This window comes from Streptomyces sp. NPDC093221 (assembly GCF_044753885.1).
Taxonomy (GTDB): Bacteria; Actinomycetota; Actinomycetes; order Streptomycetales; family Streptomycetaceae; genus Actinacidiphila.
On the sequence record NZ_JBIVOA010000005.1, the window covers coordinates 484,755 to 509,398 of the forward strand.

Annotated in this window: 20 protein-coding genes and 2 tRNA genes; 5 read left to right on the plus strand and 17 right to left on the minus strand. The window is 72.6% G+C overall.

What is annotated here, in order from left to right:
• Nucleotides 1–69: 69 nt before the first annotated feature.
• Nucleotides 70–330, plus strand: coding sequence for a 30S ribosomal protein S20 (rpsT, locus tag ACIQCJ_RS22525; protein ID WP_188280821.1), 261 nt, complete (start codon nt 70–72; stop codon nt 328–330).
• Nucleotides 331–586: 256 nt separating this feature from the next.
• On the opposite strand, the gene holA is transcribed toward rpsT, so the two are convergent.
• The gene (holA, locus tag ACIQCJ_RS22530; protein WP_355348876.1) at nt 587–1,573 is read right to left on the minus strand and encodes a DNA polymerase III subunit delta; all 987 of its coding nucleotides are present in this window, start codon (nt 1,571–1,573) and stop codon (nt 587–589) included.
• Nucleotides 1,574–1,633: 60 nt separating this feature from the next.
• On the opposite strand from holA, the gene ACIQCJ_RS22535 reads away from it, so the two are divergent.
• The gene (locus tag ACIQCJ_RS22535) at nt 1,634–1,873 is read left to right on the plus strand and encodes a hypothetical protein (RefSeq protein ID WP_391047534.1); all 240 of its coding nucleotides are present in this window, start codon (nt 1,634–1,636) and stop codon (nt 1,871–1,873) included.
• A 47-nt stretch (nt 1,874–1,920) separates the two neighbouring features.
• On the opposite strand, the gene ACIQCJ_RS22540 is transcribed toward ACIQCJ_RS22535, so the two are convergent.
• The 10 genes from ACIQCJ_RS22540 to ACIQCJ_RS22585 all read right to left on the minus strand — a co-directional run bounded on the left by ACIQCJ_RS22540 (nt 1,921) and on the right by ACIQCJ_RS22585 (nt 16,992).
• Nucleotides 1,921–3,225 (minus strand): MFS transporter, encoded by a 1,305-nt coding sequence (locus tag ACIQCJ_RS22540; RefSeq protein ID WP_355348882.1) that lies wholly within the window; start codon nt 3,223–3,225, stop codon nt 1,921–1,923.
• Nucleotides 3,222–3,854, minus strand: coding sequence for a helix-turn-helix domain-containing protein (locus tag ACIQCJ_RS22545; protein WP_355348885.1), 633 nt, complete (start codon nt 3,852–3,854; stop codon nt 3,222–3,224). The genes ACIQCJ_RS22540 and ACIQCJ_RS22545 overlap by 4 nt, the downstream gene beginning before the upstream one ends.
• A 58-nt stretch (nt 3,855–3,912) precedes the next feature.
• On the minus strand, nt 3,913–6,426 hold the full coding sequence (locus tag ACIQCJ_RS22550; RefSeq protein WP_402712315.1) for a ComEC/Rec2 family competence protein: 2,514 nt from the start codon (nt 6,424–6,426) through the stop codon (nt 3,913–3,915).
• Complete coding sequence (locus ACIQCJ_RS22555) at nt 6,423–7,385, minus strand: helix-hairpin-helix domain-containing protein (RefSeq protein ID WP_402712316.1); 963 nt, start codon at nt 7,383–7,385, stop codon at nt 6,423–6,425. Before ACIQCJ_RS22555 ends, ACIQCJ_RS22550 begins: the two co-directional genes overlap by 4 nt.
• A gap of 244 nt (nt 7,386–7,629) precedes the next feature.
• Nucleotides 7,630–8,475 (minus strand): DegV family protein, encoded by an 846-nt coding sequence (locus ACIQCJ_RS22560; protein WP_355348894.1) that lies wholly within the window; start codon nt 8,473–8,475, stop codon nt 7,630–7,632.
• Nucleotides 8,476–8,767: 292 nt separating this feature from the next.
• A complete protein-coding gene (locus ACIQCJ_RS22565; RefSeq protein WP_391047544.1) occupies nt 8,768–9,334 on the minus strand; it encodes a hypothetical protein in 567 nt (188 codons plus the stop codon).
• 161 nt (nt 9,335–9,495) lie between these two features.
• Nucleotides 9,496–12,363, minus strand: coding sequence for a leucine--tRNA ligase (gene leuS, locus ACIQCJ_RS22570; protein WP_402712317.1), 2,868 nt, complete (start codon nt 12,361–12,363; stop codon nt 9,496–9,498).
• Nucleotides 12,364–12,727: 364 nt separating this feature from the next.
• Complete coding sequence (locus ACIQCJ_RS22575; RefSeq protein ID WP_355348903.1) at nt 12,728–14,695, minus strand: S53 family peptidase; 1,968 nt, start codon at nt 14,693–14,695, stop codon at nt 12,728–12,730.
• Between the two features lie 217 nt (nt 14,696–14,912).
• Entirely contained in the window at nt 14,913–16,700 is a 1,788-nt protein-coding gene (locus ACIQCJ_RS22580; protein ID WP_355348906.1) for a hypothetical protein, read from the minus strand.
• A gap of 219 nt (nt 16,701–16,919) precedes the next feature.
• Nucleotides 16,920–16,992 (minus strand) — tRNA-Ala (locus tag ACIQCJ_RS22585).
• Nucleotides 16,993–17,125: 133 nt separating this feature from the next.
• On the opposite strand from ACIQCJ_RS22585, the gene ACIQCJ_RS22590 reads away from it, so the two are divergent.
• From ACIQCJ_RS22590 to ACIQCJ_RS22600, 3 genes are all read left to right on the plus strand, one after another.
• Complete coding sequence (locus ACIQCJ_RS22590) at nt 17,126–18,481, plus strand: glycosyltransferase 87 family protein (RefSeq protein WP_402712318.1); 1,356 nt, start codon at nt 17,126–17,128, stop codon at nt 18,479–18,481.
• Nucleotides 18,482–18,568: 87 nt separating this feature from the next.
• Entirely contained in the window at nt 18,569–19,657 is a 1,089-nt protein-coding gene (locus ACIQCJ_RS22595; RefSeq protein ID WP_402712319.1) for an alkene reductase, read from the plus strand.
• Between the two features lie 145 nt (nt 19,658–19,802).
• Nucleotides 19,803–20,180 (plus strand): hypothetical protein, encoded by a 378-nt coding sequence (locus ACIQCJ_RS22600; RefSeq protein ID WP_402712320.1) that lies wholly within the window; start codon nt 19,803–19,805, stop codon nt 20,178–20,180.
• 178 nt (nt 20,181–20,358) lie between these two features.
• Here ACIQCJ_RS22600 and ACIQCJ_RS22605 read toward each other — a convergent pair.
• The 6 genes from ACIQCJ_RS22605 to ACIQCJ_RS22630 all read right to left on the minus strand — a co-directional run bounded on the left by ACIQCJ_RS22605 (nt 20,359) and on the right by ACIQCJ_RS22630 (nt 24,630).
• Nucleotides 20,359–20,431 (minus strand) — tRNA-Ala (locus tag ACIQCJ_RS22605).
• Between the two features lie 148 nt (nt 20,432–20,579).
• Nucleotides 20,580–21,233: a histidine phosphatase family protein gene (locus ACIQCJ_RS22610; protein WP_401715847.1), complete on the minus strand. Its 654-nt coding sequence runs from the start codon at nt 21,231–21,233 to the stop codon at nt 20,580–20,582.
• Nucleotides 21,230–21,664 (minus strand): ribosome silencing factor, encoded by a 435-nt coding sequence (rsfS, locus tag ACIQCJ_RS22615; RefSeq protein ID WP_355348921.1) that lies wholly within the window; start codon nt 21,662–21,664, stop codon nt 21,230–21,232. Before rsfS ends, ACIQCJ_RS22610 begins: the two co-directional genes overlap by 4 nt.
• Before the next feature lie 188 nt (nt 21,665–21,852).
• The gene (locus ACIQCJ_RS22620; protein WP_402712321.1) at nt 21,853–23,847 is read right to left on the minus strand and encodes a LytR C-terminal domain-containing protein; all 1,995 of its coding nucleotides are present in this window, start codon (nt 23,845–23,847) and stop codon (nt 21,853–21,855) included.
• Between the two features lie 31 nt (nt 23,848–23,878).
• Nucleotides 23,879–24,481: a nicotinate-nucleotide adenylyltransferase gene (nadD, locus tag ACIQCJ_RS22625; protein ID WP_355348927.1), complete on the minus strand. Its 603-nt coding sequence runs from the start codon at nt 24,479–24,481 to the stop codon at nt 23,879–23,881.
• A gap of 2 nt (nt 24,482–24,483) precedes the next feature.
• Nucleotides 24,484–24,630, minus strand: a complete 147-nt coding sequence (locus ACIQCJ_RS22630) for a hypothetical protein (RefSeq protein WP_355348984.1) — start codon at nt 24,628–24,630, stop codon at nt 24,484–24,486.
• Nucleotides 24,631–24,644 lie beyond the last annotated feature (14 nt).

The window sequence follows — 24,644 nt, forward strand, 5'->3', positions numbered from 1 at the left end:
GCGGCAAACCCCGAGCAGCACACCCCAAGCAGCAACCCAAGTATCAATCGAACCTGAGAAGGCTCTTTCGTGGCGAACATCAAGTCCCAGATCAAGCGGAACAAGACCAACGAGAAGGCGCGCCTGCGCAACAAGGCCGTCAAGTCCGAGCTGAAGACCGCGATCCGTCGCACCCGCGAGGCCGTGGCCGCCGGTGACGCCGAGAAGGCCACCGAGGCCGCTCGTCTCGCCGCCAAGAAGCTCGACAAGGCCGTCAGCAAGGGCGTCATCCACAAGAACCAGGCCGCCAACAAGAAGTCGGCGCTGGCTCAGTCGGTCTCCGCTCTCTGATCTCCGCTCTTTCGATTCATCGCGGGCAACCGGACCCAGCGGCCCCTCTACCGCCCGGACCCGCACTTCGCACCACCGCGGTCGCGCACGATCTGCGTTCGCCACGCGGGCGCGACCGCACCCAGTGAGAGCACTGACGTGAACCGCCCGTCCGGGAGTCCCGGACGGGCGGTTCTGTTGTCCGAGGGCCGCTGTCGGAGGGGTGCTGCCGCTGCACGAGGGGCGCTGCACGAGGGGCGCGCGGTCCGGTCTCCGGTCAGGAGCGGGCGCGGGACGCCTGGGCGATGGTGACGACGGCCTTCTCCAGGGCGTAGGCGGGGTCGGCGCTGCCGCCCTTGACGGCGGCGTCGGCCTCGGCGACGGCCCGCAGGGCGGTCGAGACGCCGTCCGCGGACCAGCCGCGGATCTGCTGCCTGACCCGGTCGATCTTCCAGGGCGGCATGCCGAGGTCCCTGGCGAGCTGGCCGGGGTTGGCGCCGCGCGGCGCGGAGGCGAGCTTGCCGATGGCGCGGACGCCGGAGGCCAGCGCGAAGGTGATGCCGGGCAGCGGCTGGCCGACGGACAGCGCCCAGCGCAGCCGCTCCAGCGCCTCCGCGGTACGGCCGGTGACGGCGAGGTCGGCGACCTCGAAGCCGGTGGCCTCGGCGCGGCCGGTGTAGTAGCGGGCGACCACGGCCGCGTCGATGGTGCCTTCGATGTCGGCGACGAGCTGCGCGCAGGCGCTCGCCAGCTCCCGCAGGTCGCTGCCGATCGAGTCGACCAGGGCCTGGGTGGCCTCGGGCGTCGCGGAGCGGCCCAGCGTACGGAACTCGCCCCGCACGAACGCCAGCCGGTCCGCGGGCTTCGTCATCTTCGGGCAGGCCACCTCGCGCGCCCCGGCTTTGCGCGCCGCGTCCAGCAGCGCCTTGCCCTTGGCGCCGCCCGCGTGCAGCAGGACCAGCGTGATCTCCTCGACGGGCGCGGCCAGATACGCCTTGACGTCCTTGACCGTGTCCGCCGACAGGTCCTGCGCGTTGCGCACCACCACGACCTTGCGCTCGGCGAACAGCGACGGGCTGGTCAGCTCCGCCAGCGTGCCCGGCTGGAGCGCCTCGGGGGCCAGGTCCCGCACATCGGTGTCCGCGTCGGCCGCGCGGGCCGCCATGACCACCTCGCGCACGGCGCGGTCGAGCAGCAGGTCCTCCTGGCCCACGGCGAGCGTGAGCGGAGCGAGCGGGTCGTCTGAAGCAGTCTTCCTGGCCATCGCCGCCCAGCATCCCACGGGGGTCGGACATCGCCGCACCGCGTCGGGGACACTGGTGCGGTGAGCGACGTACGACATGTGCTGGTGCTGCCCGACCGCGACGCCGCGGAGGAGGTCGCCGAGCTGCTGACCGCGCGCTTCGCCCTGCGCGAGGAGCCGCACCTGGTCCGGGACGCCCTCGCGGGCGAGGACGACGCCGAGGACGCCCAGTGGCTGGTGGTCGTCGAGGACAGCGACGCCCGTCTCGACACGTCGGCGCTGGACGCGCTGGCCGCGCAGTTCGAGGGCTGGCTGGAGTAGCGGGGCGGGGTACGCGGGGCGGCCTGCGCGGGGCGGCCTGCGCGGGCCTACGTCGCTGCCGCCGTCTTCCGATCCGCCGCCGCTTCCGTCTCCGCTTGCGCTTCCGCCGCCGGGTCGGGCTCCTCGTCGGGGAGTTCGCGTATGCGCGGTATCGGCGAGGGCAGCAGCCACAGCACGCTGAGCAGGCCGCCGACGGTGGCGATCCACAGCGTCGGGCGCAGTCCGATCGCGCTGCCGAGGGTGCCGCCGACGAGCGCGCCGAGCGGGCGGACACCGTAGTTGACGGTGCGGAAGGCGCCGCTGACCCGTGAGCGCAGGGCGTCGGGTATGACGGCGCTCTGCAAGGAGCCGCTGGCGATGTCGAGCAGCATCAGGCCGAAGCCGGAGGCGAATTCGGCGGCGAAGAAGGCGGCGAGCAGCATCGGTGTCGGCCCGGTCGCCAACGGGATCAGGATCAGCGGCGCGGGGAACCCTATGAATCCCAGGACCAGGGTCGGCCCGACCCCGATCGACCTGGCGATCCGTCCGGTGAGCACCGCGCCGATCACGCTGCCGACCGCGCCGGCCCCGATGGCCATGCCCAACAGCCCCGCGTTCAGGCCGAGCTGTTCGACGGCGTAGAGGATCACCAGGGTGTGGAAGACGAAGTTGAAGAAGTTCACCGTCGCAGCCGCCGCCGCGAGCGGGCGCAGCACGCGGGAGCGGACGATGAAGCGCAGCCCCGCCGTGAAGTGCCCTTTGCGCGGCGGCGCGGCCGGTGGTTCCACCGGGTCTATCCGCGCGAGCAGCACGGCCGAGACCAGATACGAGCAGGCGTCGGCGAGCAGCGCGAGCGGTGCGGCGAGCACCTGCACGAGCAGGCCGCCGACGCTGGGGCCCGCCACGAACGAGAAGGCCCGGCTGCCGCTGGTCAGCGAATTGCCCCGCACATACTCCTCGGGGCGCACCAGCGACACGAACAGCGTGGCGTTGCAGACGTCGAAGACGACGGCGAGCGTGCCGACGGCGAAGGCGACCGCGTAGAGCTGCGCCAGGGTGAGCACCCCGAGGGCGTAACCCACCGGGAGCGAGACCATCAGGGCCGCCCTCAGCAGGTCGACGGCGATCATGGTCTGCCTGCGGCGACCGCGTCGGTCGGCCCAGGCCCCGGCCGGGAGCGAGAACAGCAGCGCGGGCAGCAGGCCCGCCATCGACAGCCAGCCCATCTGGGCCGCGTCGGCGTGCAGCACGAGGACGGCGGCGAGCGGAATGGCCAGGAAGGTGATCTGGTCGCCGAGCAGCGAGACGGTCTGGCCCGTCCAGTACCGCCGGAAGGGGCGCTGCCTGAGCAGTTCCGGCACCACGGCGCTCACCTCTCCTCGGGGTCGGGTTCCGGAGGGCGGCCGTCCTCGGGGTGCTCGGGGTGCTCGGGGTCGACGTAGCCAATCTGGAGGTAGGGCACCCGCCGGGCGCCCTCGGGGCGGCGGGCCGGGTCGTTGATCCGGTCGGCGTACCGGGCCAGGAGCGCGTCGATCTCCTCGCCGAGCGCGGTCAGTTCGTCGGGCGTCACATACAGGGACGTGTCCGTGAAGCGCTCGGCCTCCTGCCATTTCCGGGGCAGTGCGCCGCGCGTCTCGATGGCCCGCGTCATCCGGTGGAAGTAGTTCTCGGCGACGGCTACCGTCAGCGCCTCGGCCGCCGACGCGACCGCCGTGTCCTCGGAGTAGCCGGGCCAACTCGTGAACTCGGCCGTCGCCCGCCACGGCTTCTCCCGCCCGGGTCCTGGCGGTGCCTCTTCCACCAGGCCGTATTTGGCGAGTATCCGCAGGTGGTATGAGCAACTGGCGACGGATTCGCCGGTCAGCTCCGCCGCCCGCGTCGCCGTGAACGGCCCCTCGCGGCGGAGCAGCCCGACGAGCGACATCCGCGTGGGGTGCGCGTAGGCGCGCAGGGCGCGCGGGTCGGTGAGCTGGACCTTGGACTCCATCGGCTTGTCCTCCATGTATCTAAAGCTATCTTTAGAAAGCTTCCCTTACAAGCACTCCTTTACAAAGAATCCTTTACATCCCTGCCCCCTTCCCGGCCACGCTCGTCCGCAGCTCCCCGCGCCCGTCCTCGGCCACCGCGATCGACCCGTCGGTGTCCGTCCGCAGCACCACCGCCCCCAGCGCCCGCAGCGCCGCGACCGTCCGGGCCGCCGGATGACCGTAGGGGTTGTCCGCGCCGACCGAGATCACCGCGAGCCGCGGCCGCACCCGGTCGAACAGCTCCTTGTCCTGATACGCCGAACCGTGGTGCGCCACCTTCAGGACATCGACCCGCGGCAGATCCGGCGCCTGCGCCAACAGCCGCTCCTGCGCGGCCGGTTCCAGGTCGCCCATCAGCAGCAGCGTCAGACCGCCGGTGCGGACCAGCAGCGCCACACTGGCGTCGTTCGGCCCGTTGTCGGGCAGCGCCGCCGCACTGGGCGGCGGCCACAGCACCCGCCACTCCAGCGGGCCGAGACCGCGCCGCTCCCCCGCCGCCGCGAGCACCATCGGCACCCCGGCCGCCGCCGCTTCCCGCCGTACGGCCACGGCCTGCCGCGGCGGCTCGCCCAGCACCGTCGTCTCGATCGCGCCCACCCTGCGGCCCCGCAGCACCCCCGGCAGACCGTCCACGTGGTCGGCGTGGAAGTGCGTCAGGATCAGCAGCGGCACGGAGGTGACGCGCAGGTCCCGCAGGCAGCGGTCGACCTTGTCCGGCTCCGGCCCCGCGTCCACCACGACCGCCGCGCCCGGACCCGCCGACAGCGCCAGGGCGTCGCCCTGCCCGACGTCGCACATCGCGAACCGCCACCCGCCCGGCGGCCAGCCCGCCACGAACCTCGGCAGCTCCACCGGCCGCACCAGCGCGAGCAGCAGCAGGAACGCGCACACCACGCACAGCCACGGCCTGCGCCGCAGCACCCCGCCGCCGACCACGACGGCCGTCGTCAGCACCGCCAGCAGCGCCGCGCCCGCCCAGCCGCCCGGCCAGGCGACCTCGGCGCCCGGCAGCGCCGCGCCGTGCCGGGCCACCGCCGCGATCCAGCCGGTCGGCCAGCCCGCGAGCCACGCCAGCGCGCGGGCGGCGGGCAACGCGACCGGGGCGAGCGCCAGTGCCCCGAACCCGAGGACCGTGGCCGGACCCACCGCCGGTTCCGCCAGCAGATTGCACGGCACCGCGACCAGGCTGAGGCGAGCCGACAGCAGCACGATCACCGGGCCGCACACCGCCTGCGCGGCCCCCGCCGCCGCCAGCGCCTCCGCCAGCCTCGGCGGCACCCCCCTGGCCCGTAACGCCTCGCTCCAGCGGGGCGCCAGCGTCAACAGCGCGCCCGTGGCGAGCACCGACAGCGCGAAGCCGTAGGAGCGGGCCAGCTCCGGCTCGTACAGCACCAGCAGCAGCACCGCCGCGGCCAGCGCCGGGAGCAGGGACCGGCGGCGGCCGGTGCCGATGGCCAGCAGCGTGATCAGCCCGCAGGCGGCGGCCCGCAACACGCTCGGGTCCGGGCGGCAGACCAGCACGAATCCGAGCGTCAGGCCCGTGCCGAGCAGCGCCGTCAGCCGGAGCGGCAGCCCCAAGGAGGCGGCCAGGCCCCGTCGTTCGGCCCTGATCGCCACACCCGGCGGTCCGATCAACAGGATCAGGACGATCGTGAGGTTGCCTCCGGAGACGGCCGTGAGGTGGGTGAGGTCGGTGGCCCGGAAGGCGGCCTTCAGGTCGGGTGTGAGGCCCGTGGTGTCGCCCACGACCAGCCCCGGCAGCAGCGCTCGGGCGTCCGCGGGCAGTGGGCGGCTCGCCTCCCGCAGTCCCGCGCGGAGTCGGCCCGCGACGCGCTGCGGCAGGCTCGGCGGTGCCAGGACGCGGGGCGGTCCCTGCGCCTTGAGCAGGGCGGCGGCCCTGTCCCCCGGCCGGTCCGCCGGGGCCAGCCGGGCCGTGACCGCGATCGTCGTGGACGGCAGCAGCTTCAGCCACCGCCCGACGTCCCCCTCGGCCAGCACCACCACCGGCGTCCGGACGCGCGTGCCGCCGACCCGTAACGCCTCTCCCCCGACGACGGCCGTCCGTGGCGCCTGTGCGGCTCCCCGGACCCGTGGGCGGGCCTCCGTCGGGTCGCCTGTCACCCGCAGCTCGACCTCCGCCACCGCCCCGCGCTCGGCCATCCCCGCCACCGGCCCCCGATACCGGTCCGCCTCCCCGAGCACGGCCGCGCCCGCCCCCACCGCCCCGCACAGCACCACCGCCGCCAGCGCCGCCCCCAACTCCCGCCGCCCGCCGCCCCTCACGCCTGCCGCCATCAACAGCGCCGCGCCCGCGAGGAGCGCCGCCAGCACCACCCCGATCCCGACGCGCGTCCCCAGTCCCGGCCCGACCGCCGCCCCGCCCCACGCCGCGACCGCGGGGCACACCAACCGCCAATCCGGCGGTCCCTCCTGCCGTGGGTTCGCGGCCCCGAGCCGCGAAGCCGCCGCCGCGTGCACAGCGGCCCGCTCGCTCGCCGCGGGCCCAGCGCCCTCCGGGTCGTCGCTGCCGGGCACGGGGCGGGTCATGGGTGGACCAGGGGCTTGAGGGTGGTGAATTTGCGGTCACCGATGCCGGGGACTTGGCGCAGTTGGTCGACGGAGGTGAAGGAGCCGTGCTGGGTGCGGAAGTCGAGGATGTGCTGGGCGAGGACGGGGCCGACGCCGGGCAGGGCGTCGAGTTGGGCGGCGGTGGCGGAGTTGAGGCTGACCGGGGAGGCGGGGGCGGCGGCTGCGGGGTCGCCGGGATCGGCCGGGGCACCGGGGGCCGGGGCGATGCCGACCAGGATCTGTTCGCCGTCCGTGAGGGGGCGGGCGAGGTTGAGGGTGCTGGTGTCCGTGCCGGGGAGGGCGCCGCCGGCGGCGGAGAGGGCGTCGGCGACGCGCGAGCCGGAAGGAAGCCGCCGTAGCCCCGGCTTGGCGACCTTGCCCGCGATGTCCACGGTGAGTTTCGGCGCGGGGGTGGTCGTGGCCGCCGACGCCATGGCCGAGGCGCCCACGGCCGTCAGCGGCCTCCCCGACGACGACAGCGGCGGCGGCACCGCGATCGTCCGGGGACGGCCCGCCACGAAGTGCTGCACCGCGAGGCCACCCGCGATGACCAGTACGGCCACCAACGCCAGCACCGTCTTGAACTCCAGCCCGCAGCGGACGAAGAGCCAGGTGCGCAGGCGTCGTACCGGACCGGTCGGTTCCTCGGCCACCGCGGGCCGCTCGGACAGAGGCAGCGGCAGCGGCTCAGGCGAGGGCTTGGCCGAGAGCGCAGGCGTGGACTCAGGCGAGGGCTCAGGCGTGGACTCAGGCGTGGACTCAGGCGACGGCCCCGACCGTTCCGGTGGTTCCGACCGCGCCCCCGGCGGCCCTTCCCGCGCGCCGCGCTCCACCGCCGTACCGAACAGCGCGGCGGCGCGTTCGCGCACCTCGGCCGGGTCGGGGCCGGACTTTCGTTGCGGACGGATGGCGGTGCGGATCGGTTCCAGAGAGTTCATGGGTCCGATGCTGGACCCGATCACCGCCGAAAGATGATCTTGGTCTGAATCTGTGGACAACTCGGCGATTGTGGATAACTCCGTCACCCGTGAGGGTGATTCAGGCCCCCGGCCGACGGCCCCGCCGACCGCTCACACCGCGCGCATCGCGCAGGCCGCGCACCTCACAGGCCGCGCACACCGCTCACACCGCGCAGGCCGCCCACGCCGCCGAAGCCCCATGCCCCGCGTGCCCCCACCCCGCTCAGTGCGGCGAGATGACGACCCCGAGCAGCCCCGGCCCGGTGTGCGCGCCGATCACCGCGCCCACCTCGCTGACCACCAGGTCGTCGAGGCCCGGCACCCGCTCCCGCAGCCGGTCCGCGAGGGCCGCCGCGCGGTCGGCCGAGGCGAGGTGGTGGACGGCGAGGGTCACCCGGCGGGTGCCCGCCTGCTCGACGACGATCTCCTCCAGCCGGGTGATCGCCTTGGAGGCCGTCCTGACCTTCTCCATCAGCTCGATCCGGCCGTCGACGAGGCGCAGCAGCGGCTTCACGGCGAGTGCGGAACCGAACAGCGCCTGGGCGGCGCCGATCCGGCCGCCCCGGCGCAGATAGTCGAGCGTGTCGACGTAGAAGTACGCGGAGGTGGCGTCGGCCCGCTTCTCGGCGGCAGCGACGATGTCGTCCGGGGTGCCGCCCGCTTCCGCCGTCTCGGCCGCCGCGAGGACGGTGAAGCCGAGCGCCATCGCGACCATTCCGGTGTCGACCACCCGCACCGGTACCGCCGCCTCCTTCGCCGCGAGCAGCGCCGCGTCGTAGGTGCCGGAGAACTCGCCGGACAGGTGGAGCGAGACGATCGCCTCCGCGCCCGCGTCCGCGACGGCCTCGTAGACGGCGGCGAATTCGGCCGGGGACGGGCGGGAGGTGGTGACCGGATGTCGCCGCTGGAGGGCTCGTGCCACGGCGGGGGCGGAGATTTCGGTGCCCTCTTCGAGGGCTTCGTCGCCGATGACCACGGTGAGCGGCACGACGGAGATGTTGTGCCGGCGCACGGCCTCGGGGTGGAGGTAGGCCGTGGAATCCGTGACGATGGCGACATGCGGGGACATGACGGGGAGGTTACCGGTGCGCAGGTCGGGGCGGTACTCGGGCCCTCACTGCCGGGCGGGCCGGTCTCCCCCGGCTGCCGCCGGGAAGTGCCCCACAAACGCCTGACGGGCTGATGGTTCGCTTCCGGCGCCCCGCCCCAGCCCCGGGGCCCGCCCGCACACGCCGGACGGGCTGACACGTCGCCTCTGGCACCCCGCCAGGCTCGGGCTTCGGCCGCACACGCCGAACGGGCCGCATTCCGCTTCTGGCGGCCCGCCAAAAAGGCTCACCCCTCGCACCCCGCCAAAGGGCCTACTCCGCAGTCGGGCTCAGCTTCGGCGGAGCCGCAGGCTCCCAGTGGCGGAGGGCGGCCGATTCGATGTCGATCTGGTGGCGGAGTGCGGTGAGGTCGTCGGAGGCGAACTGGTGGGCGCGGTCCTGGGCGGCCCAGCGCAGGGAGTCCGCGGAGTGGGTGATGCGGTGGGCGCGGGTGGAGAGGTCGGGGAGGAGCGCGGCGAGGCGGGCGCGGTCGGGCTCGCGCTCCAGGAGGGCCAGCTCGCGGTCGAGGGTGCGGGCGTGGTCGTTGAGGCGGGCCATGAGACCGGCGGCCTCCGTCAGCGACGGGTCGTGTTCGAGGGCGCGGAAGGTGCTGTCGATGGCGGTGCGCAGGTCGAGACGGAGCTGCGCGACCTGGCCCGCGGGGCCGGTGGTGGTGTAGCGGCGGGCCTTGAGCTGGGTGTCCTCGATGGCGCGGCGCGCCTGGGCCGAGGCGCGGGCGACACCGCGGCGCGCGGCGCGCACGGTCTTGACGGTGGCCACGACCCCGAGCGTGACGAAGGCGAGGAAGAGCACCAGGACGACGAAGCCTGCGATTTCCACGGGCGCTCTCCTCCAACCTCGAACGGCGGACACTCCACCATCCACCGTAGACGTCTCCACCGTAAACGGGAGGGGCAGGCCGCGGGATCCGGCCGATCCCCCAACCTGCCCCTTAAGGGTCGCGCTCCGCGAGGCGGCGCCCCTGCGAAGAAGCCGCGGCCTCACACCACGATGTTGACCAGCTTCGGCGCCCGCACGATCACCTTGCGCACCGCCGCACCGCCCAGCGCCGCGACGACGGCCGGGTCGGCCAGCGCCTGGGCCTCCAGCTCGGTGTCGGAAATGGTCGGAGGAACCTCCAACCGTGCCCTGACCTTGCCCTTGATCTGGACGACGCACACGACGGCCTCGTCCTGCGCCAGGGCGGGGTCGGCGACCGGGAAGGGCTCGTGCACCAGGGAGGAGGTGTGGCCCAGCCTGCTCCACAGCTCCTCGGCGATGTGCGGCGCCAGGGGCGCGATCAGCAGCACCAGGGGCTCGGCGATGGCGCGCGGCACGGGGCCGCCCGTCTTCGTCAGGTGGTTGTTCAGCTCGGTGATCTTGGCGATGGCGGTGTTGAAGCGCAGGCCCGCCATGTCGCCGGTGACACCGTCGATCGCCTTGTGCAGCGCGCGCAGCGTGGCCTCGTCGGGCTCGGCCTCGGAGACGGTCACCGCGCCGGTGGCCTCGTCCACGACATTGCGCCACAGGCGCTGCAACAGCCGGTACTGGCCGACGACCGCGCGGGTGTCCCAGGGGCGGGAGACGTCCAGCGGGCCCATCGCCATCTCGTACAGGCGCAGGGTGTCGGCGCCGTATTCGGCGCAGATCTCGTCGGGCGTCACGGCGTTCTTCAGGGACTTGCCCATCTTGCCCAGCACACGGCTGACGGGCTCGCCCTGGTAGAACCAGCCGCCGTCCCGCTCCTCGACCTCGACGGCGGGCACCGCGATGCCGCGCGCGTCACGGTAGACGAACGCCTGGATCATGCCCTGGTTGAACAGCCGGTGGAACGGCTCCACGGACGAGACGTGGCCCAGGTCGTGCAGCACCTTGTGCCAGAAACGGGCGTACAGCAGGTGCAGCACCGCGTGCTCGGCGCCGCCGACGTACAGGTCGACGCCGCCCGCGGGCTGCCCCTCGCGCGGGCCCATCCAGTACTGCTCGATGGCCGGGTCGACCAGCCGCTCGCTGTTGTGCGGGTCCAGGTAGCGCAGCTCGTACCAGCAGGAACCGGCCCAGTTGGGCATGGTGTTGGTCTCGCGGCGGTACGTGCGGACGCCGTCGCCCAGGTCCAGCTCGACCGTCACCCAGTCCTCGTTGCGCGACAGCGGCGGCTCCGGGGAGGTGTCCGCGTCGTCGGGGTCGAAGGTGCGGGGGCTGTAGTCGTCGACCTCGGGCAGGGCGACGGGCAGCATCGAGTCGGGCAGCGCGTGCACGACGCCGTCCTCGTCGTAGACGACGGGGAAGGGCTCGCCCCAGTAGCGCTGACGGCTGAACAGCCAGTCGCGCAGCCGGTAGTTGACGGTGCCCTCGCCGATGCCGCGCTCGGCCAGCCAGGCGGTGATCACGGCCTTCGCCTCGACCACGCCCAGGCCGTCCAGGGACACCCCGGACCCGGCCGAGTTGACGATCGTCGCGTCGTACGACCCGAAGGCGTCGTCCCACTGGGCAGGGTCGGTGCCGCGGCCGTCGGTGGGGGCCACGACGCAGCGCATCGGCAGTTCGAAGGCGCGGGCGAAGGCGAAGTCGCGGGCGTCGTGGGCGGGCACGGCCATGATGGCGCCGGTGCCGTAGCCCATCAGCACGTAGTCCGCGATGAAGACGGGGACATTTTCACCGCTGACGGGGTTTACGGCGAAGGCGCCGGTAAAGACGCCGGTCTTCTCCTTGGCGTCGGCCTGCCGCTCCACGTCGGACTTCGAGGAGGCGAATTTGCGGTAGGCGGCGACGGCCTCGGCGGGCGTGGCGTGGCCGCCGGTCCACACCTGGTGGGTGCCCTCGGGCCAGGCGTCGGGGACGATCGCGTCCACCAGGTCGTGCTCGGGGGCCAGCACCATATAGGTGGCGCCGAACAGCGTGTCCTGACGGGTGGTGAAGACCGTGATCGGGCGGTCGGCGCCGGCCACGGGGAAGTCGACGCGCGCGCCTTCGCTGCGCCCGATCCAGTTGCGCTGCTGCTGCTTGATGGCGTCGGGCCAGTCCAGCAGGTCCAGGTCGTCCAGCAGCCGGTCGGCGTACGCGGTGATGCGCATCATCCACTGGCGCAGATTGGCCTTGAAGACGGGGAAGTTGCCGCGCTCGGAACGGCCGTCGGCGGTGACCTCCTCGTTGGCCAGCACGGTGCCCAGTCCGGGGCACCAGTTGACCGGCGACTGGGCGACGTACGCCAGCCGGTGGCCGTCCAGGACACCGGCGCGCTCGGCGACGGTCAGCTCCGCCCACGCGCGGCCGTCGGGGGTCGCGCGGACGCCGCCCTCGTACTGCTCGACCAGCTCGCTGATCGGGCGGGCGCGGGCGGCCTCCTCGTCGTACCAGGAGTTGAAGATCCGCAGGAAGATCCACTGGGTCCAGCGGTAGTACTCCGGGTCGATCGTGGCGAAGGAGCGGCGCTTGTCGTGGCCCAGGCCCAGCCGCCGCAGTTGCGCCGTCATCGTGACGATGTTGGCCTCGGTGGTGACCCGCGGGTGGGTGCCGGTCTGTACGGCGTACTGCTCGGCGGGCAGGCCGAAGGCGTCGAAGCCCAGGGTGTGCAGCACATTGTGGCCGGTCATCCGCTGGTGGCGGGCGTAGACGTCGGTCGCGATGTAGCCCAGCGGGTGGCCGACGTGCAGTCCCGCACCCGAGGGGTACGGGAACATGTCCATGATGAATTTCTTGGGGCGCGCGGCCGTCTCGGGGTCGCCGTCCAGGTCGCCGCTGGGGTTCGGCGCCTCGTAGGTGCCGTGGGCCTGCCAGAAGTCCTGCCAGCGGCCCTCGATGTCCGCGGCCAGTTCGGCCGTGTAGCGGTGGGGCGCAGCCGTCTCGGCGGCCGGGGTGATCTCGCTCATCGTCCTCGGTACTCCATCGATGTCTTGACGGCTGCGGCCCGGAAGCCTGCTGCCCGTCGCTGCCTGCGGAAACAAAAAAGCCCCTCGCGCAGGAGGGGTGCCGCACTGACGGGGTTCTCGGTCAGCGCGGCTCGCTAAGCAGGAGGCTCACAGCTCGCATGGCATCAGGTTACCGCAGCGGGGGCGGGGCCCGCACCGAGGATCGCTCCCCGGTACGGGCCCCGCTTCACCGCGTCCGAAACGCTTCCGAAGCGCGTCCGCACGCCTCGGATCCGCGCCGGATCGGCGTAGAACCATGTCCGAAACGCGGAGGCGCGTCGGACCAGAACCGCGTCACACCGTTCTCAGAACCGCGTCACACCGTTCAGTGCTTGCCGTTCTTCTTCGGCGGCAGGTACGACTTCACGTAGTCGGCACCCGGGGTGCCGACGCCGGTGACGTCGTCGTAGCCGACCGTGGCGTGCAGCGACGCGTCCGCACCGAGGGTACGGAGCGAGGTGATCGTGCCGTCCGAGGCGTCGAAGGCGTTCGCGAAGTCGACACGCACGACGGCGAGACCCTGGCCCTGGCCCAGCGGGTGGTCGGTCACGTCGTGGTACGCGGACGTGCCGTACTTGTTGTAGATGAGCGGGTTGGCGAAGCCGATCGCGATGCCGTTACGGGCCTGCTGCGACAGCGCCTGGACGCCCGCGATCACCGGCGCGGCGAGCGAGGTGCCGCCGATCCGGTACTCGCTGTACTGGAGCGACCCGTCGGGGAAGGTCTGGGTCTGGCCGACGAGGAAGCCGGTGTTCGGGTCGGCGACCGCGGCGATGTCGGGCTCGACACGCTGCTTGACGGTGCCGCCGTTGGCGAGCGCCAGCGAGTCGGGGACGACGCCGCGCTGGTAGTACGGCTGCGCGTACAGCTTGCTGGTGCCGCCGCCCGCGCCCGAGGTGTACGGGCCGGGGAAGCCCACCCAGGACTTGCCGTCGGCCGACAGCGGGGCGCGCTCGGTGCCCCAGCCGGTCTCCCACTTGTACTTGTCGTTCTTGCCGACCGCCAGCGAGGTGCCGCCGACGGAGGTGGCCCAGTCGGAGTTTCCGGGGGTGTCGGCCTGCTTCACACCGGTGGAGGCGACGTTGTCGCCGTTGTCACCGGAGGAGAAGTAGAAGCCGATGCCCTCGACAGCGCCCTGCTGGAAGACCTGGTCGTAGGCCGCGGCCACGTCCGGGGTCTCGTTGGCCTCGACGTCGCCCCACGAGTTGGAGACGATGTCGGCCAGGTGGCCGTCCACGACCTTGTTGAGCGTGTCGAGGAAGTCGTCGTCGTAGCAGGAGGCCGCGCCGAGGTAGACGATGTTCGCGTCGGGGGCGACCGCGTGCACGGCCTCGACGTCGAGCGTCTCCTCGCCGTACCAGCCGGACGCGCCGCACTCGTCGGTGTTGGTGAACTCGCTCGGCAGGACCTGCGAGAGCTGGCCCTTCTTGTACTTCTGGTCGCCGTTGCGCTTGGCGTACTGCGAGGCGTCGGCGGCGATGGTCGGCGAGGCGTACGCGTCGGTGATGGCCACCGTCACGCCCTTGCCGGTGTACTTGCCGGCGCCGTACGCGGCACGGAGCTGCTCACCGGTGTAGCCCTTGATCGCGTAAGGCGCCTTGGTGCCGTACGCGTTGGGGAGCTTGTTGTTGGTGTTCGAGCCGAAGTACGTGGAGAAGGGTCCGGCGTTCTTGAAGACCGCGTCCGGAGGCGGCAGCGTGTCGTCGTGGCTGGACTTCTTGGGTGCGTTGTCCAGGCCGGTGACGGTCAGCACCGCGCCCTTGAGCGAGGCGGGCGCGGACGCCGTGGTCGCCGGGGCGTGGTAAGTGTGGCCCGCCTTGGAGTAGTTGTGGAGCTGGGTGCCGAAAGCCTTCTCCGCGGCGGCCACGTCACCGGTCACGGCGATGTAGTGCTGGGAGGTCGCGGTCACCTTCAGGCCGGAGGACTTCAGCCAGTCGGTGACCTCGGCTATCTGGGCCTTCGTCGCACCGTAGCGCGACTGGGTCTGCGCGGTGGTCAGATAGTGACCGTAGTCAGCCGAGTTCGGATCCGAGACGGACTTGGCGTAGGCCGCGAGGCCCTTCGCGTCCCGTCCGGCCAGATAGACGCGGACGGACACCTTGCCGGTGTTCGCGGTCGCGCCCTTGTCTGCCTGGGTGGTGGCCCACTGCGGCTTGGTGCCGGAGAGGAGTTGGCGTCCGCTGGGCTGGTCGGCCGTGGCGGACTGGGTGCCAAGCGCGAGCGCGCCGGCGACCAGGGGCAGCGCGGCGGCCGCCACCAGTCCCACACGCGTTCTCTTGCGCTCAAATCTCATGAAACCCCCATGCGAAGCGAGTTGTCGCGAAGTGCGGTGTCGCCGCTATCCGTACGGCTCGTACCGCAGAGCGACACTCTTTCGCTGATCGGTTCATGTCAGGGGCATGGTTTTCCCAAGAGCGGGTCAAGGAACGGTAGCCACCGCCCGTCGTGCGTATGGCCGTTCAGGTCGCGTGCCCGATCGGGCACGGGGCCCGTCGGGGCCGCCCGCCCGGTCAGGCGGGGTGCTCGTCCAGCTTCTGGAACAGCCGGTGGAAGCGCAAGGTCGATCCCGCGGGAACGTCGGGAAGTTCACGCGACCGCAATCGCCAGGCGGCCACGACCGCGGCCGTCAACTCCGTACGGCAGGTGTCGCGGTCCATCTCCGGCACGCCCTGACTCTTGGCGTAGGAGCGGTACATGACCATGTCCCGCTCGGTACGCGGGCTGACCGGCCAGCCGCGCAGCAGCGTCTCGACCGCGCGCACCCCGCGCGCGAACCGCTCGTCCCCGGTGCGCGCGGCCAGCGCCTTGAACCCCGGTACGAAACCGGCCATCCGCCACTCGACGTCCCGCTCGTCGCGCAGCGGATCGGCCCACGCCAGATCGGCCAGCGACACCGCGGTGAGCCAGCAGGCGATCTCGGGGCGGCCGGACTTGCCCTCCGCGATCGACCACTCGTAGAAGAACCGCCGGGCCGCCTCACGGGAGTTGACCATCGTACGGATCCGGCCGACATGCTCCTGCGCGACCGCCGTCAGCTCGTCGTTCATGGCGTTGTGCCGCAGCACCACGACGAGGTTGACCACCCGGCGCAGGTCGTCGGGCTCCTCCTCCACGGCCGCGCGGGCGGAGCCGATCGCGTACTCGGGCGAGCTGCTCAGCTTCTGCGACATGTACCGGAACTCCTTGGCGTCCAGGCCGCTTCCGGGCCGGGTCGCCACGCGGATGCCGACGCGGGTCAGGCGCGCGTAGATGTCCTTCATGTCGACGCCGAGGCTGCGGGCGACGCGCAGCGCCGACTCGGCGACCGCGCGGTGCCTGACGAGCAGCCGGTCGCCCGCGCGGGCCGCCGCCGCCTCCTCACCGAGCGGGATGACGATCTCCTCCTCGACCCGGCTCACGTCGATGTTGAGCGCCTCGGCGAGCAGCCGCGGCGACATCTCCCGCACATTGATGCCGTGCAGGGCGGCGATCATGAAGAAGGCGTACGCGAGCGTGCGGCCGTTGCTCAACGGGTAGTGGACCAGGCGTCCGAGCATCTGCTGCACATGGCCGTCGAGCCGGTCGCCGACGCGGACCCGGAGCATGCCGCCGAGCAGCGCGCCGTCCTCCAGGCTGGCCTCCTCGCCGCGGACCGCCGCGAGCAGCGCCGCCACGCGGTCCTCGACCTGGTTGTACGAGGCGAGCTGGCCGAGCGCCTGCGACCGCGTCCACGCCTCGACGATCTCCCGCGCGTCCACGCCGTCCTTGCCGAGGCCGCGCAGGGCGATCCGCTTCGGCGTGACGTTCAGCGTGTTCCACGGCAGCGAGTCGGCCCTGACGGCCCGCCAGTCGGTGTCCCGCGCGGCCAGCAGGAAGTGCAGGTCCGAGCGGCCCTCAAGCCGCCGCAGGACGTCGAAGCAGCCGGTCGCGATCTTCTCCGCGTCGTCCGAGACGAAGAGCGTGTTGCGGTCCGGGTCCAGCTCCGCGATCCACTTCAGGTCCAGGGTGTCGCCGGAGTCCCGCCAGTACACCCGCCAGTCCTCGTGGCTGCTCGCGAGATCGACGGCGACCTGCCGGATCAGCGTCGACTTGCCCTCGCCGCTGGGGCCCACCACCAGGTGCACGGTGCTCGCCGAGCCCCGCTCGTACAGCAGATTCCCGGTGATACGCGAGACCGCCTCGCGGCGCGGCACGTCCGCCAGCACCGTCTCCCAGGTCGGCAGGGCACCGTCGAAGTAGCGGACCAGACTCTCCCGCGAAGCCTCGCGCCGACCGGCGAGGAACTCACGGTCGATCAACTGCCAGTCCAGCTGGTCCAAGAGGTCTCTCCCCCGTCGCTTCCGCCCTGTGCGCCCAGGGTAGTTGACCAGCCGTCAGGCCGGTCGGGTGACGGATCCCGCGGCCGGTCAGAACAGACCGGGCCCGCGGCCGGTCCGAAGCCGCGCCCCGGATCCGCGCCCCTCAGGGTGCGGCCGCCGCGCAACGGAAAAGAGCGAGATCCGTCCGCCTTCTGCGGACAGGTCTCGCTCTCTCACTCGTGGAGCTACGGGGAATTGAACCCCGGACCTCTTGCATGCCATGCAAGCGCTCTACCAACTGAGCTACAGCCCCGCGTGGTGTCGGGCGGTGGGCCCGGCGACTCGGGATACATTACACGGCCGCGGGCCGGGACCGCCAACTCGTTTCCGGCCGGTGGCGGGCCTCCGACCTCGGGGTTCTGTGACGGCGGGAGGAGCGTGGTGGCGTGGGCGCGGTACGGCGGCGGCAGGCGGCGGTGACCGCGGCCGGGGTCGGCTGCCTCGCGTCCTTCGCCGGGTTCTGGGCGGCGCAGCGCGGCGCGCACGTGTCGATGATCGACCTCATGGTGTACCGGGCCGAGGGCCTGACGGTACGCGGCGGCGGTGACCTGTACGCGATGCGCGCGACGTACGCGCGGCTGCCGACGACGTATCCGCCGTTCGCCGCGCTGCTGTTCGTGCCGCTGACGTGGCTGCGGCCCGGAGCGATGCGGACGGCGGCGACGGCCGGGAATCTGCTGCTGCTGGTGGCGCTGGTCGCGCTGTCGCTGCGGCTGGCCGGCCGTCCCGTACGCGCGCCGCGGGCCGCGGCGGTGCTCGCCGTGGCCGCGGCGGCGGTGTGGTGCGAGCCGGTGTGGACGACCCTGCGCTACGGGCAGGTCAATCTGCTGCTCGCGGTGCTGGTGCTGTGGGACCTGACCCGCCCTGCCGCGCACCGCTGGGCGGGGGCCGGGATCGGGATCGCCGCCGGGATCAAGCTGACGCCCGCGCTCTTCGCCGTCTTCCTGGCCGTGGCGGGGGCGGCGGCGCTGCGCCGGGAGGGAAGCGGCGCGCCCTATGTGCGGCGCGCGCTGGTGGCGGGCGGCACCTTCGCCGGTACGGTCGCGGTCGCGGCGCTCGCGCTGCCGTACGGCTCGCGGCGGTTCTGGACCGGGGTGGTGCTCGCGCCGGACCGGGTCGGCTTCGGCGAGGACACCGCCAACCAGTCGCTGCGCGGGGTGGTCGCCCGGTTCCAGCACACCGGGGACCCGGGGACGGTCTGGCTGGCGGGCGCCGCCGTGGCGGGTCTGGCCGGGCTCGCGGTGGCCGTCGCGGCGCTGCTGGCCGGGGACCGGCTGCCGCACGGGCCCGCGTGGGCGGCGGTGGCCTGTGCCATGACGGCGCTGCTGGTCAGTCCGGTGTCGTGGTCGCACCACTGGGTGTGGGCGGTGCCGATACTGGTGCTGCTCGGCTCCGAGGCGCTGCGCCGCGGGGACTGGCGGTGGGCGGCCGGGACGGCCGCGGCCTGCGGTCTCTTCTGCTCCTTCGCGCTGTGGGCGGTGCCGCACGGCCCCGGACGGCTGGAGCTGCGGCAGAGCGCGCCGCAGATACTGCTGTCGGCCGGTTATCCGCTGGCGGCCGTGGCGTTCCTGGCGCTGGCGGGCACGCTGGCCGTCCGCGCGCTGCACACCATGCCCTCCAGGCGCGTGTCAACCGCCGAAAGGCGTCGTCCGGCGCCGATTCCGGAGGCGGCTCCCGACCCCGCGCCGCCCCTGGTCACGGCGCCCGCTCCCGCTCCGGCCGCTCCGGCCGGAAGTTCATGAATCCTCAACATTTCCGGGGCGGATCCGCGGTTACGGTGGCTTTCGGCCGACTACGAGCCCCGCCGCCGGACGAGCCTGGAGACCGCTTTGACCACCGCGTTCGACCCCCTCGACCTCGGCGGTGTGCGGCTGCCGAACCGTATCGTCATGGCACCGATGACCCGCAGCAGGGCGTACGGTCCCGGACTCGCCCCGACCGACGCCGCCGTGCGCTACTACGCGCAGCGCGCCTCCGCCGGGCTGATCGTCACCGAGGGCACCCAGCCCTCCCCCGTCGGCCAGGGCTATCCCGACACTCCCGGTCTGCACAGCGACGAGCAGATCGCCGCCTGGCGCCGGGTCACCGACGCCGTGCACGCGGCGGGCGGCCGGATCTTCGCGCAGCTCATGCACACCGGCCGGATCGGCCACCCCTCCCTGCTGCCCGACGGCCTCGTACCGGTCGGCGCCTCGGCCGTCGCCGCCCAGGGCACGGTCTACACGCGGGACGGGCCGAAGGAGTTCGTCGTCCCCGAGGAGCTGACCGAGGACGGCATCCGGCAGACCGTGGCCGACCACGCCGCCGCGGCCCACAACGCGATCACGGCGGGCTTCGACGGCGTCGAGGTGCACGCGGCCAACGGCTATCTGGCGCACCAGTTCCTCGCGCCCAACTCCAATGTCCGCACCGACGACTGGGGCGGCTCCCCCGAGCGCCGGATACGGTTCGCGGTCGAGCTGGTCACGGCGGTGGCCGGGGCGATCGGCGCCGACCGTACGGGCCTGCGCGTCTCGCCCGGCAATCCGCTCGGCGACCTCCACGAGCCGGAGCCGGGACCGACGTATGTCGCGCTGGTCCAGGCGATCGAAGCGGTCGGCCCCGCGTATCTGCACCTCATCGAGAACGACGACCGGGCGCTCACCCTGGAGCTGCGCAAACGCTTCTCCGGCGCCCTCATCCTCAACGCCCGTACGGTCGGCCGCCCTTCGGGCCCGGAGGAGCTGGCGCTGATCGAGGACGGCACCGCCGACATGCTCTCGTACGGCGCCCTCTTCCTCGCCAACCCCGACCTGCCGCGCAGGCTCCGCGCGGGCGGACCGTTCAACACCCCGGACCGGGCCACGTATTACGGCGGCGACGAGCGCGGCTACACCGACTACCCGTCCCTGGACGCGGAGGCCGCGCAGGACGCGTAGGACGCACCGGCACAGGCCCCGTGCCTCAGGCCCGGCGCCGCCCGCTCCGCCGCCACTCGACCGCGACCACGGCGCCGACCGACGACACCGCCGCCATGGCCGCCGACGTCACGGCGTAGGCGTGGGCCCGAGGACGAGCGGCACGGTGAGCAGCGTCACCGCGGCGCCGAGCACGACCAGGCCCGGCAGGTCGAGACCGCGCCGCACCGCACCCGCCGCCCCCGGGGTCCCGGCGCCCGTGGCCGCGCCGGGCAGGCGGGTCAAGGTCTTCCGGCACCCCGCGGTCGGCACCGTCAATCTGTCGTCCAGCTCGCTGAGCATCGACGGCATGGCCGAGCACCGCGTCGTCGTCTACACCCCGCTCGGCGCGCAGGACACCCGCCGGATCGAGCGCCTGCGCGCCATCCCCGACCCGGTCGTCGGCTGCCCCGAGCACGGCCGCCCGCTCTCCGAGATCCTGCGCGAGAAGGCCGAGCAGGCCACGCGGGAGGGCCGGAACGCAGAGATCCCGCTCCCCCGGTGAGGGAACGGGACCTTCGTACGTCGCGTGTGGACCCTGTCCCCGGGTACTCCCGCCTCGGCGCCCGGCCCGGCCGACCCCACGGTGGCGAAGCCCCCGCGGCGCGAGGCGCAGCCGGGCAGAAACGACAGAGGGCGGAGTGACTCGCGTTATCCGCGAGCACACTCCGCCCTCGACCTTGTGGAGCTACGGGGAATTGAACCCCGGACCTCTTGCATGCCATGCAAGCGCTCTACCAACTGAGCTACAGCCCCGCGTCAGCGCGGGTTTCCCCGGCGACGAGAAGAAGCATAGCCGGTGAGCGCGCCGGAAACGAAATCCGCTGCACCGCCGCGCGCGGACGCGTCCCGGACCCGGTCGAGGGCCGTCCGGAGGCCGCCGCGAGCACGGTCCGGCGCGCGCTCAGGTGTCGTCGCCGAGGACCGGCTCCGGCAGGGTGCCCGCGTTGTGCTCAAGCAGCCGCCAGCCGCGGGCGCCCTCGCCGAGGACGGACCAGCAGCAGTTCGTCAGGCCGCCGAGCGACTCCCAGCTCGTCGACTCCAGGCCGAGCAGCCGTCCGATGGTGGTGCGGATAGTGCCGCCGTGGCTGACGACGACGAGGACGCCGTCGTCGGCGAGCTTGTCGGCGGCGGTCAGCACCACGGGCGCGGCCCGGTCGGCGACCTCGGTCTCCAGCTCGCCGCCGCCGCGCCGCACCGGCTCGCCGCGCTTCCAGGCCGCGTACTGCTCGCCGTAGCGCTCGACGATCTCGGTGTGGGTCAGGCCCTGCCAGGCTCCGGCGAAGGTCTCGCGCAGGCCCTCGTAGTGCGTGACCGGCAGGTGGGTCACCGCGGCAAGCTCCGCGGCGGTGCCCGCGGCCCGGCGCAGGTCGGAGGCGATGATCGCGTCCGGCCGCAGCGCCGCGAGCAGCCGGGCGGCGCGGCGCGCCTGCGCGATGCCCTCGGCGGTCAGCTCGATGTCGGTGTTGCCCTGGAAGCGCTGTTCGAGATTCCAGGCCGTCTGGCCGTGCCGCCAGAGCACGATCCGGCGGCCACGGCCGCCCTTGTTCCCGTTCAGTTCAGGTCTCCCTCGTCCTGCGCCTCCTGCGCCTGGGCGTGCTCGGCGCCCTTGCCGCGGGTCGCGACCGCGTCCTGCGGCAGCTCGATCTCCGGGCAGTCCTTCCACAGCCGCTCCAGGGCGTAGAAGACCCGCTCCTCGGAGTGCTGCACGTGCACCACGATGTCGATGTAGTCGAGCAGCACCCAGCGGCCGTCCCGCTCGCCCTCGCGCCGTACCGGCTTGGCGTCCAGCTCCTTGGCCAGGGTCTCCTCGATGCCGTCGACGATGGCCTTGACCTGTCGGTCGTTGGGCGCGGAGGCCACCAGGAAGGTGTCGGTGATGGAGAGGACGTCGCTGACGTCGTAGGCGATGATGTCGTGCGCGAGCTTGTCGGCCGCGGCCTGGGCGGCGGTACGGGTCAGCTCGATGGAACGGTCCGTGGCGGTCACTGAGGAGACTTTCGGGTCGGGGGCTGGTCACCCAAGGGTCTCACGACCCTCGGACAGCCCCCGACCCCTTTTCGATCACCGCGCGCCGGTCACCATGCGCCGGTGACCGCGCGCCGGTCACCATGCGCCGATCGCCGCGGACCGGTCACCACGCTCGGTCACCGGCGACCGGAGCCCGCGGCGGGCGCTCACTGGCCCGTCTGCTTGTAGTCCTTGCCGAGCACCACCGAGATGTCCGCGGTCGCCGGCACCGTGCCCTTCTTCACCGCGCTCGCGGGCAGCCCCAGGGTGGACGCGACGTCCTTGGCCGCGGCCAGCCGCGCGTCGTCGCCGTAGACGATCTGCGAGAGGGCCTGGGACTTGTCCGCCGTGCCGCCCGGCACATAGGTGTACGTGCCGCCGTTGACGATCGCGGCCTGCGCCATCGGGCCCGACTTCTTGTCCCCGGTGGCGTCCTTGATCTGCACGCGGGCCTGCGCGGTCGCGTCGGAGGTCTTGACCGTGCCGCCGAGGATGTCCTTGACGACGCTGTCGCTGGTCTTCGCGGTGAGCGTGCCGTCCTTCTGCACCGGCAGCATCGCCGTGTCGTACGCGCCGGTCTTGGCCAGCTCCGCGAGCTGCGCGAGCGACGCGCCGAGCTGCTGGTCGGTCAGTGACGGGTCGAGGATCTGGGCCAGCGACTGGACGGTCTTGGTCGCGGACGCCGCGTCGCTGGGCATCTTCTTCAGCAGCGCCTGCATGACCTGCCCGAAGCGGCTGAGCTGCTTGGTCTGCGGCTCGCCCGGCGCGAGGTAGGTGGCGTACGCGACGGCCGCCTGGCCGGTCAGCTCGGTCTGCTTGCCCTGCCGGACCAGCGTCTTGTCCTTGTCCTTGCCGGTGCCCTTCACTTCGGCGTCGGTGTCGACGTAGACGTCGCCGAGCGAGTCGACCAGCAGTTCCAGATACGGGGTGTCCAGCCGCCAGGTGCCCTTGATGTCGGAGCCGAGCAGCGAGTTGAGGGCGTCCCTGGTCGGGCCGACGCCGTCGCCGACCGCCTTGTCCAGGGTGGTCGACGTGCCGTCCTCGGTGGTGACGTTGAGGGAGTTGGGCAACAGGACCGTCGTGCCGCGGCCCTTGGTCTCGTTGTCCACCAGCAGCGCGGTGGCGGGCGCGCCCTTGTCGACCGGCATCAGGTGCACGACTATGACGTCGCGCTTCTGCGCGCCGCCCGCCGCCGCGGCCGGGCCCTTCGAGTCGCCGAGGCCGGGCAGCTTGCCCGCCTGCCACAGGTAGCCGACGCCGCCGAGCATCGCGAGCACGACCAGCAGGATCAGGCCGACCTTGCGGTTCTTGCCGCGCCGCTTGGCCTCCTCGCGGCGCTCGGTGCGCGACTCGGAGAACTTCAGCCAGTCGATGACCTCTTCCGACTCCTCCGAGTCCTCGTCGATGAAGGCGAACTGCTCGGTCAGATACTGCCCGTCGGGCCCCTTCGCCCCGCCCGCGGCGGCCGGCGCCTGCCGCGTCCCGGGCTCCTCGTGGAAGACCGGCTGCTGCCCGGTGTCGTACACGGGCGGCTGCTGCCCTGTCTCGTACACCGGCGGCTGCTGCCCGGTCTCGTACACGGCGTGCCGGCCGGTGTCGTAGACCGGTTGCTGGCCGGTGTCGTAGACGGGCTGCTGTGGACCGGTGTCGTAGACCGGCTGCTGCCGGCCCGTGTCGTAGACCGCGTGCTGGCCGGTGTCGTACACGGGGGGCTGCTGGCCGGTCTCGTAGACGGTGTGCTGCCCGGTGTCGTACGCCTGCGGCTGCCCGGCGCCGTAACCCTGGCCCTGTCCCTGGCTCTGGCCCGGCGCGTGGCCCTGGCCCTGGCCGTAGCCGCCGGGGCCCGGTCCCTGTTCGTAGTACGGCTGTTGGGGCTGCTGCGGGATCCAGCCCTGCTGCTGGCCGGCGTAGGTCTGCGAGGGGTCGCCGTAGTACGGGTCCTGGTAACCGGGGTGCGGCTGCTGCTGGGGGACGTGCGGCGGCGCCTGCTGAGCGGCCTGCTGCCGCGGCTGCTGCCCCTGTTGCTGCTGCGCGGGATGGGGCTGTGCGTACGGGTCGTAACCGTAGGGCTGCTGCTGGTAGTAGGGGTCTTGCGCGTAAGGGTCTCTCTCGTTCTCAGGACCGCCCTCGGCTTGCTGCCAACGGGGGTTTGCGTCGTTCACGAGGAACCCCTTCACGTGGTTCGTTGCGGAGCTACCCGGTCGCGTCCCGGTACAGCGCGCGTTTGTCGATGTAGCGCACTACACCGTCCGGAACCAAGTACCAGACAGGATCCCCCTTGGCCACCCGCTGGCGGCAGTCCGTGGAGGAGATCGCCAGCGCCGGGACCTCCACGAGCGAGACACCGCCCTCGGGGAAGCCCGGGTCCGACAGCGTATGCCCGGGGCGTGTGACCCCGATGAAGTGCGCGAGAGAGAACAGTTCCTCCGCGTCCCGCCAGGAGAAGATCTGGGAGAGCGCGTCGGCACCGGTGATGAAGAACAGCTCGGCGCCCGGGTGCTCGGCGCGCAGATCGCGCAGGGTGTCGATGGTGTACGTCTTGCCCGCGCGGTCGATGTCGCTGCGGCTCACCGAGAACTGCGGGTTGGACGCGGTGGCGATCACCGTCATCAGGTAGCGGTCCTCGGCGGCCGACACCTTCTGGTCGCTCTTCTGCCACGGCTGGCCGGTCGGCACGAAGACCACCTCGTCGAGGTGGAAGAGGCTGACGACCTCGCTGGCGGCGACCAGGTGACCGTGGTGGATGGGGTCGAAGGTGCCGCCCATCACCCCGATGCGGTGCTTCGCGTCCGGCATGGTCAGTCCCGGTTGAAGCGGGTCACGATCCACAGCAGGAGCAGCAGGGCGGCCAGTGCGCCGAAGCCGGTCACGTACGGGCTGAGGCTGTTGTGGTTGCCGCCCCCCTCGGCGAGTGTGGTCAGGGCGGAGGCTGCGTTGGACGACATGATCAGCGGGACCC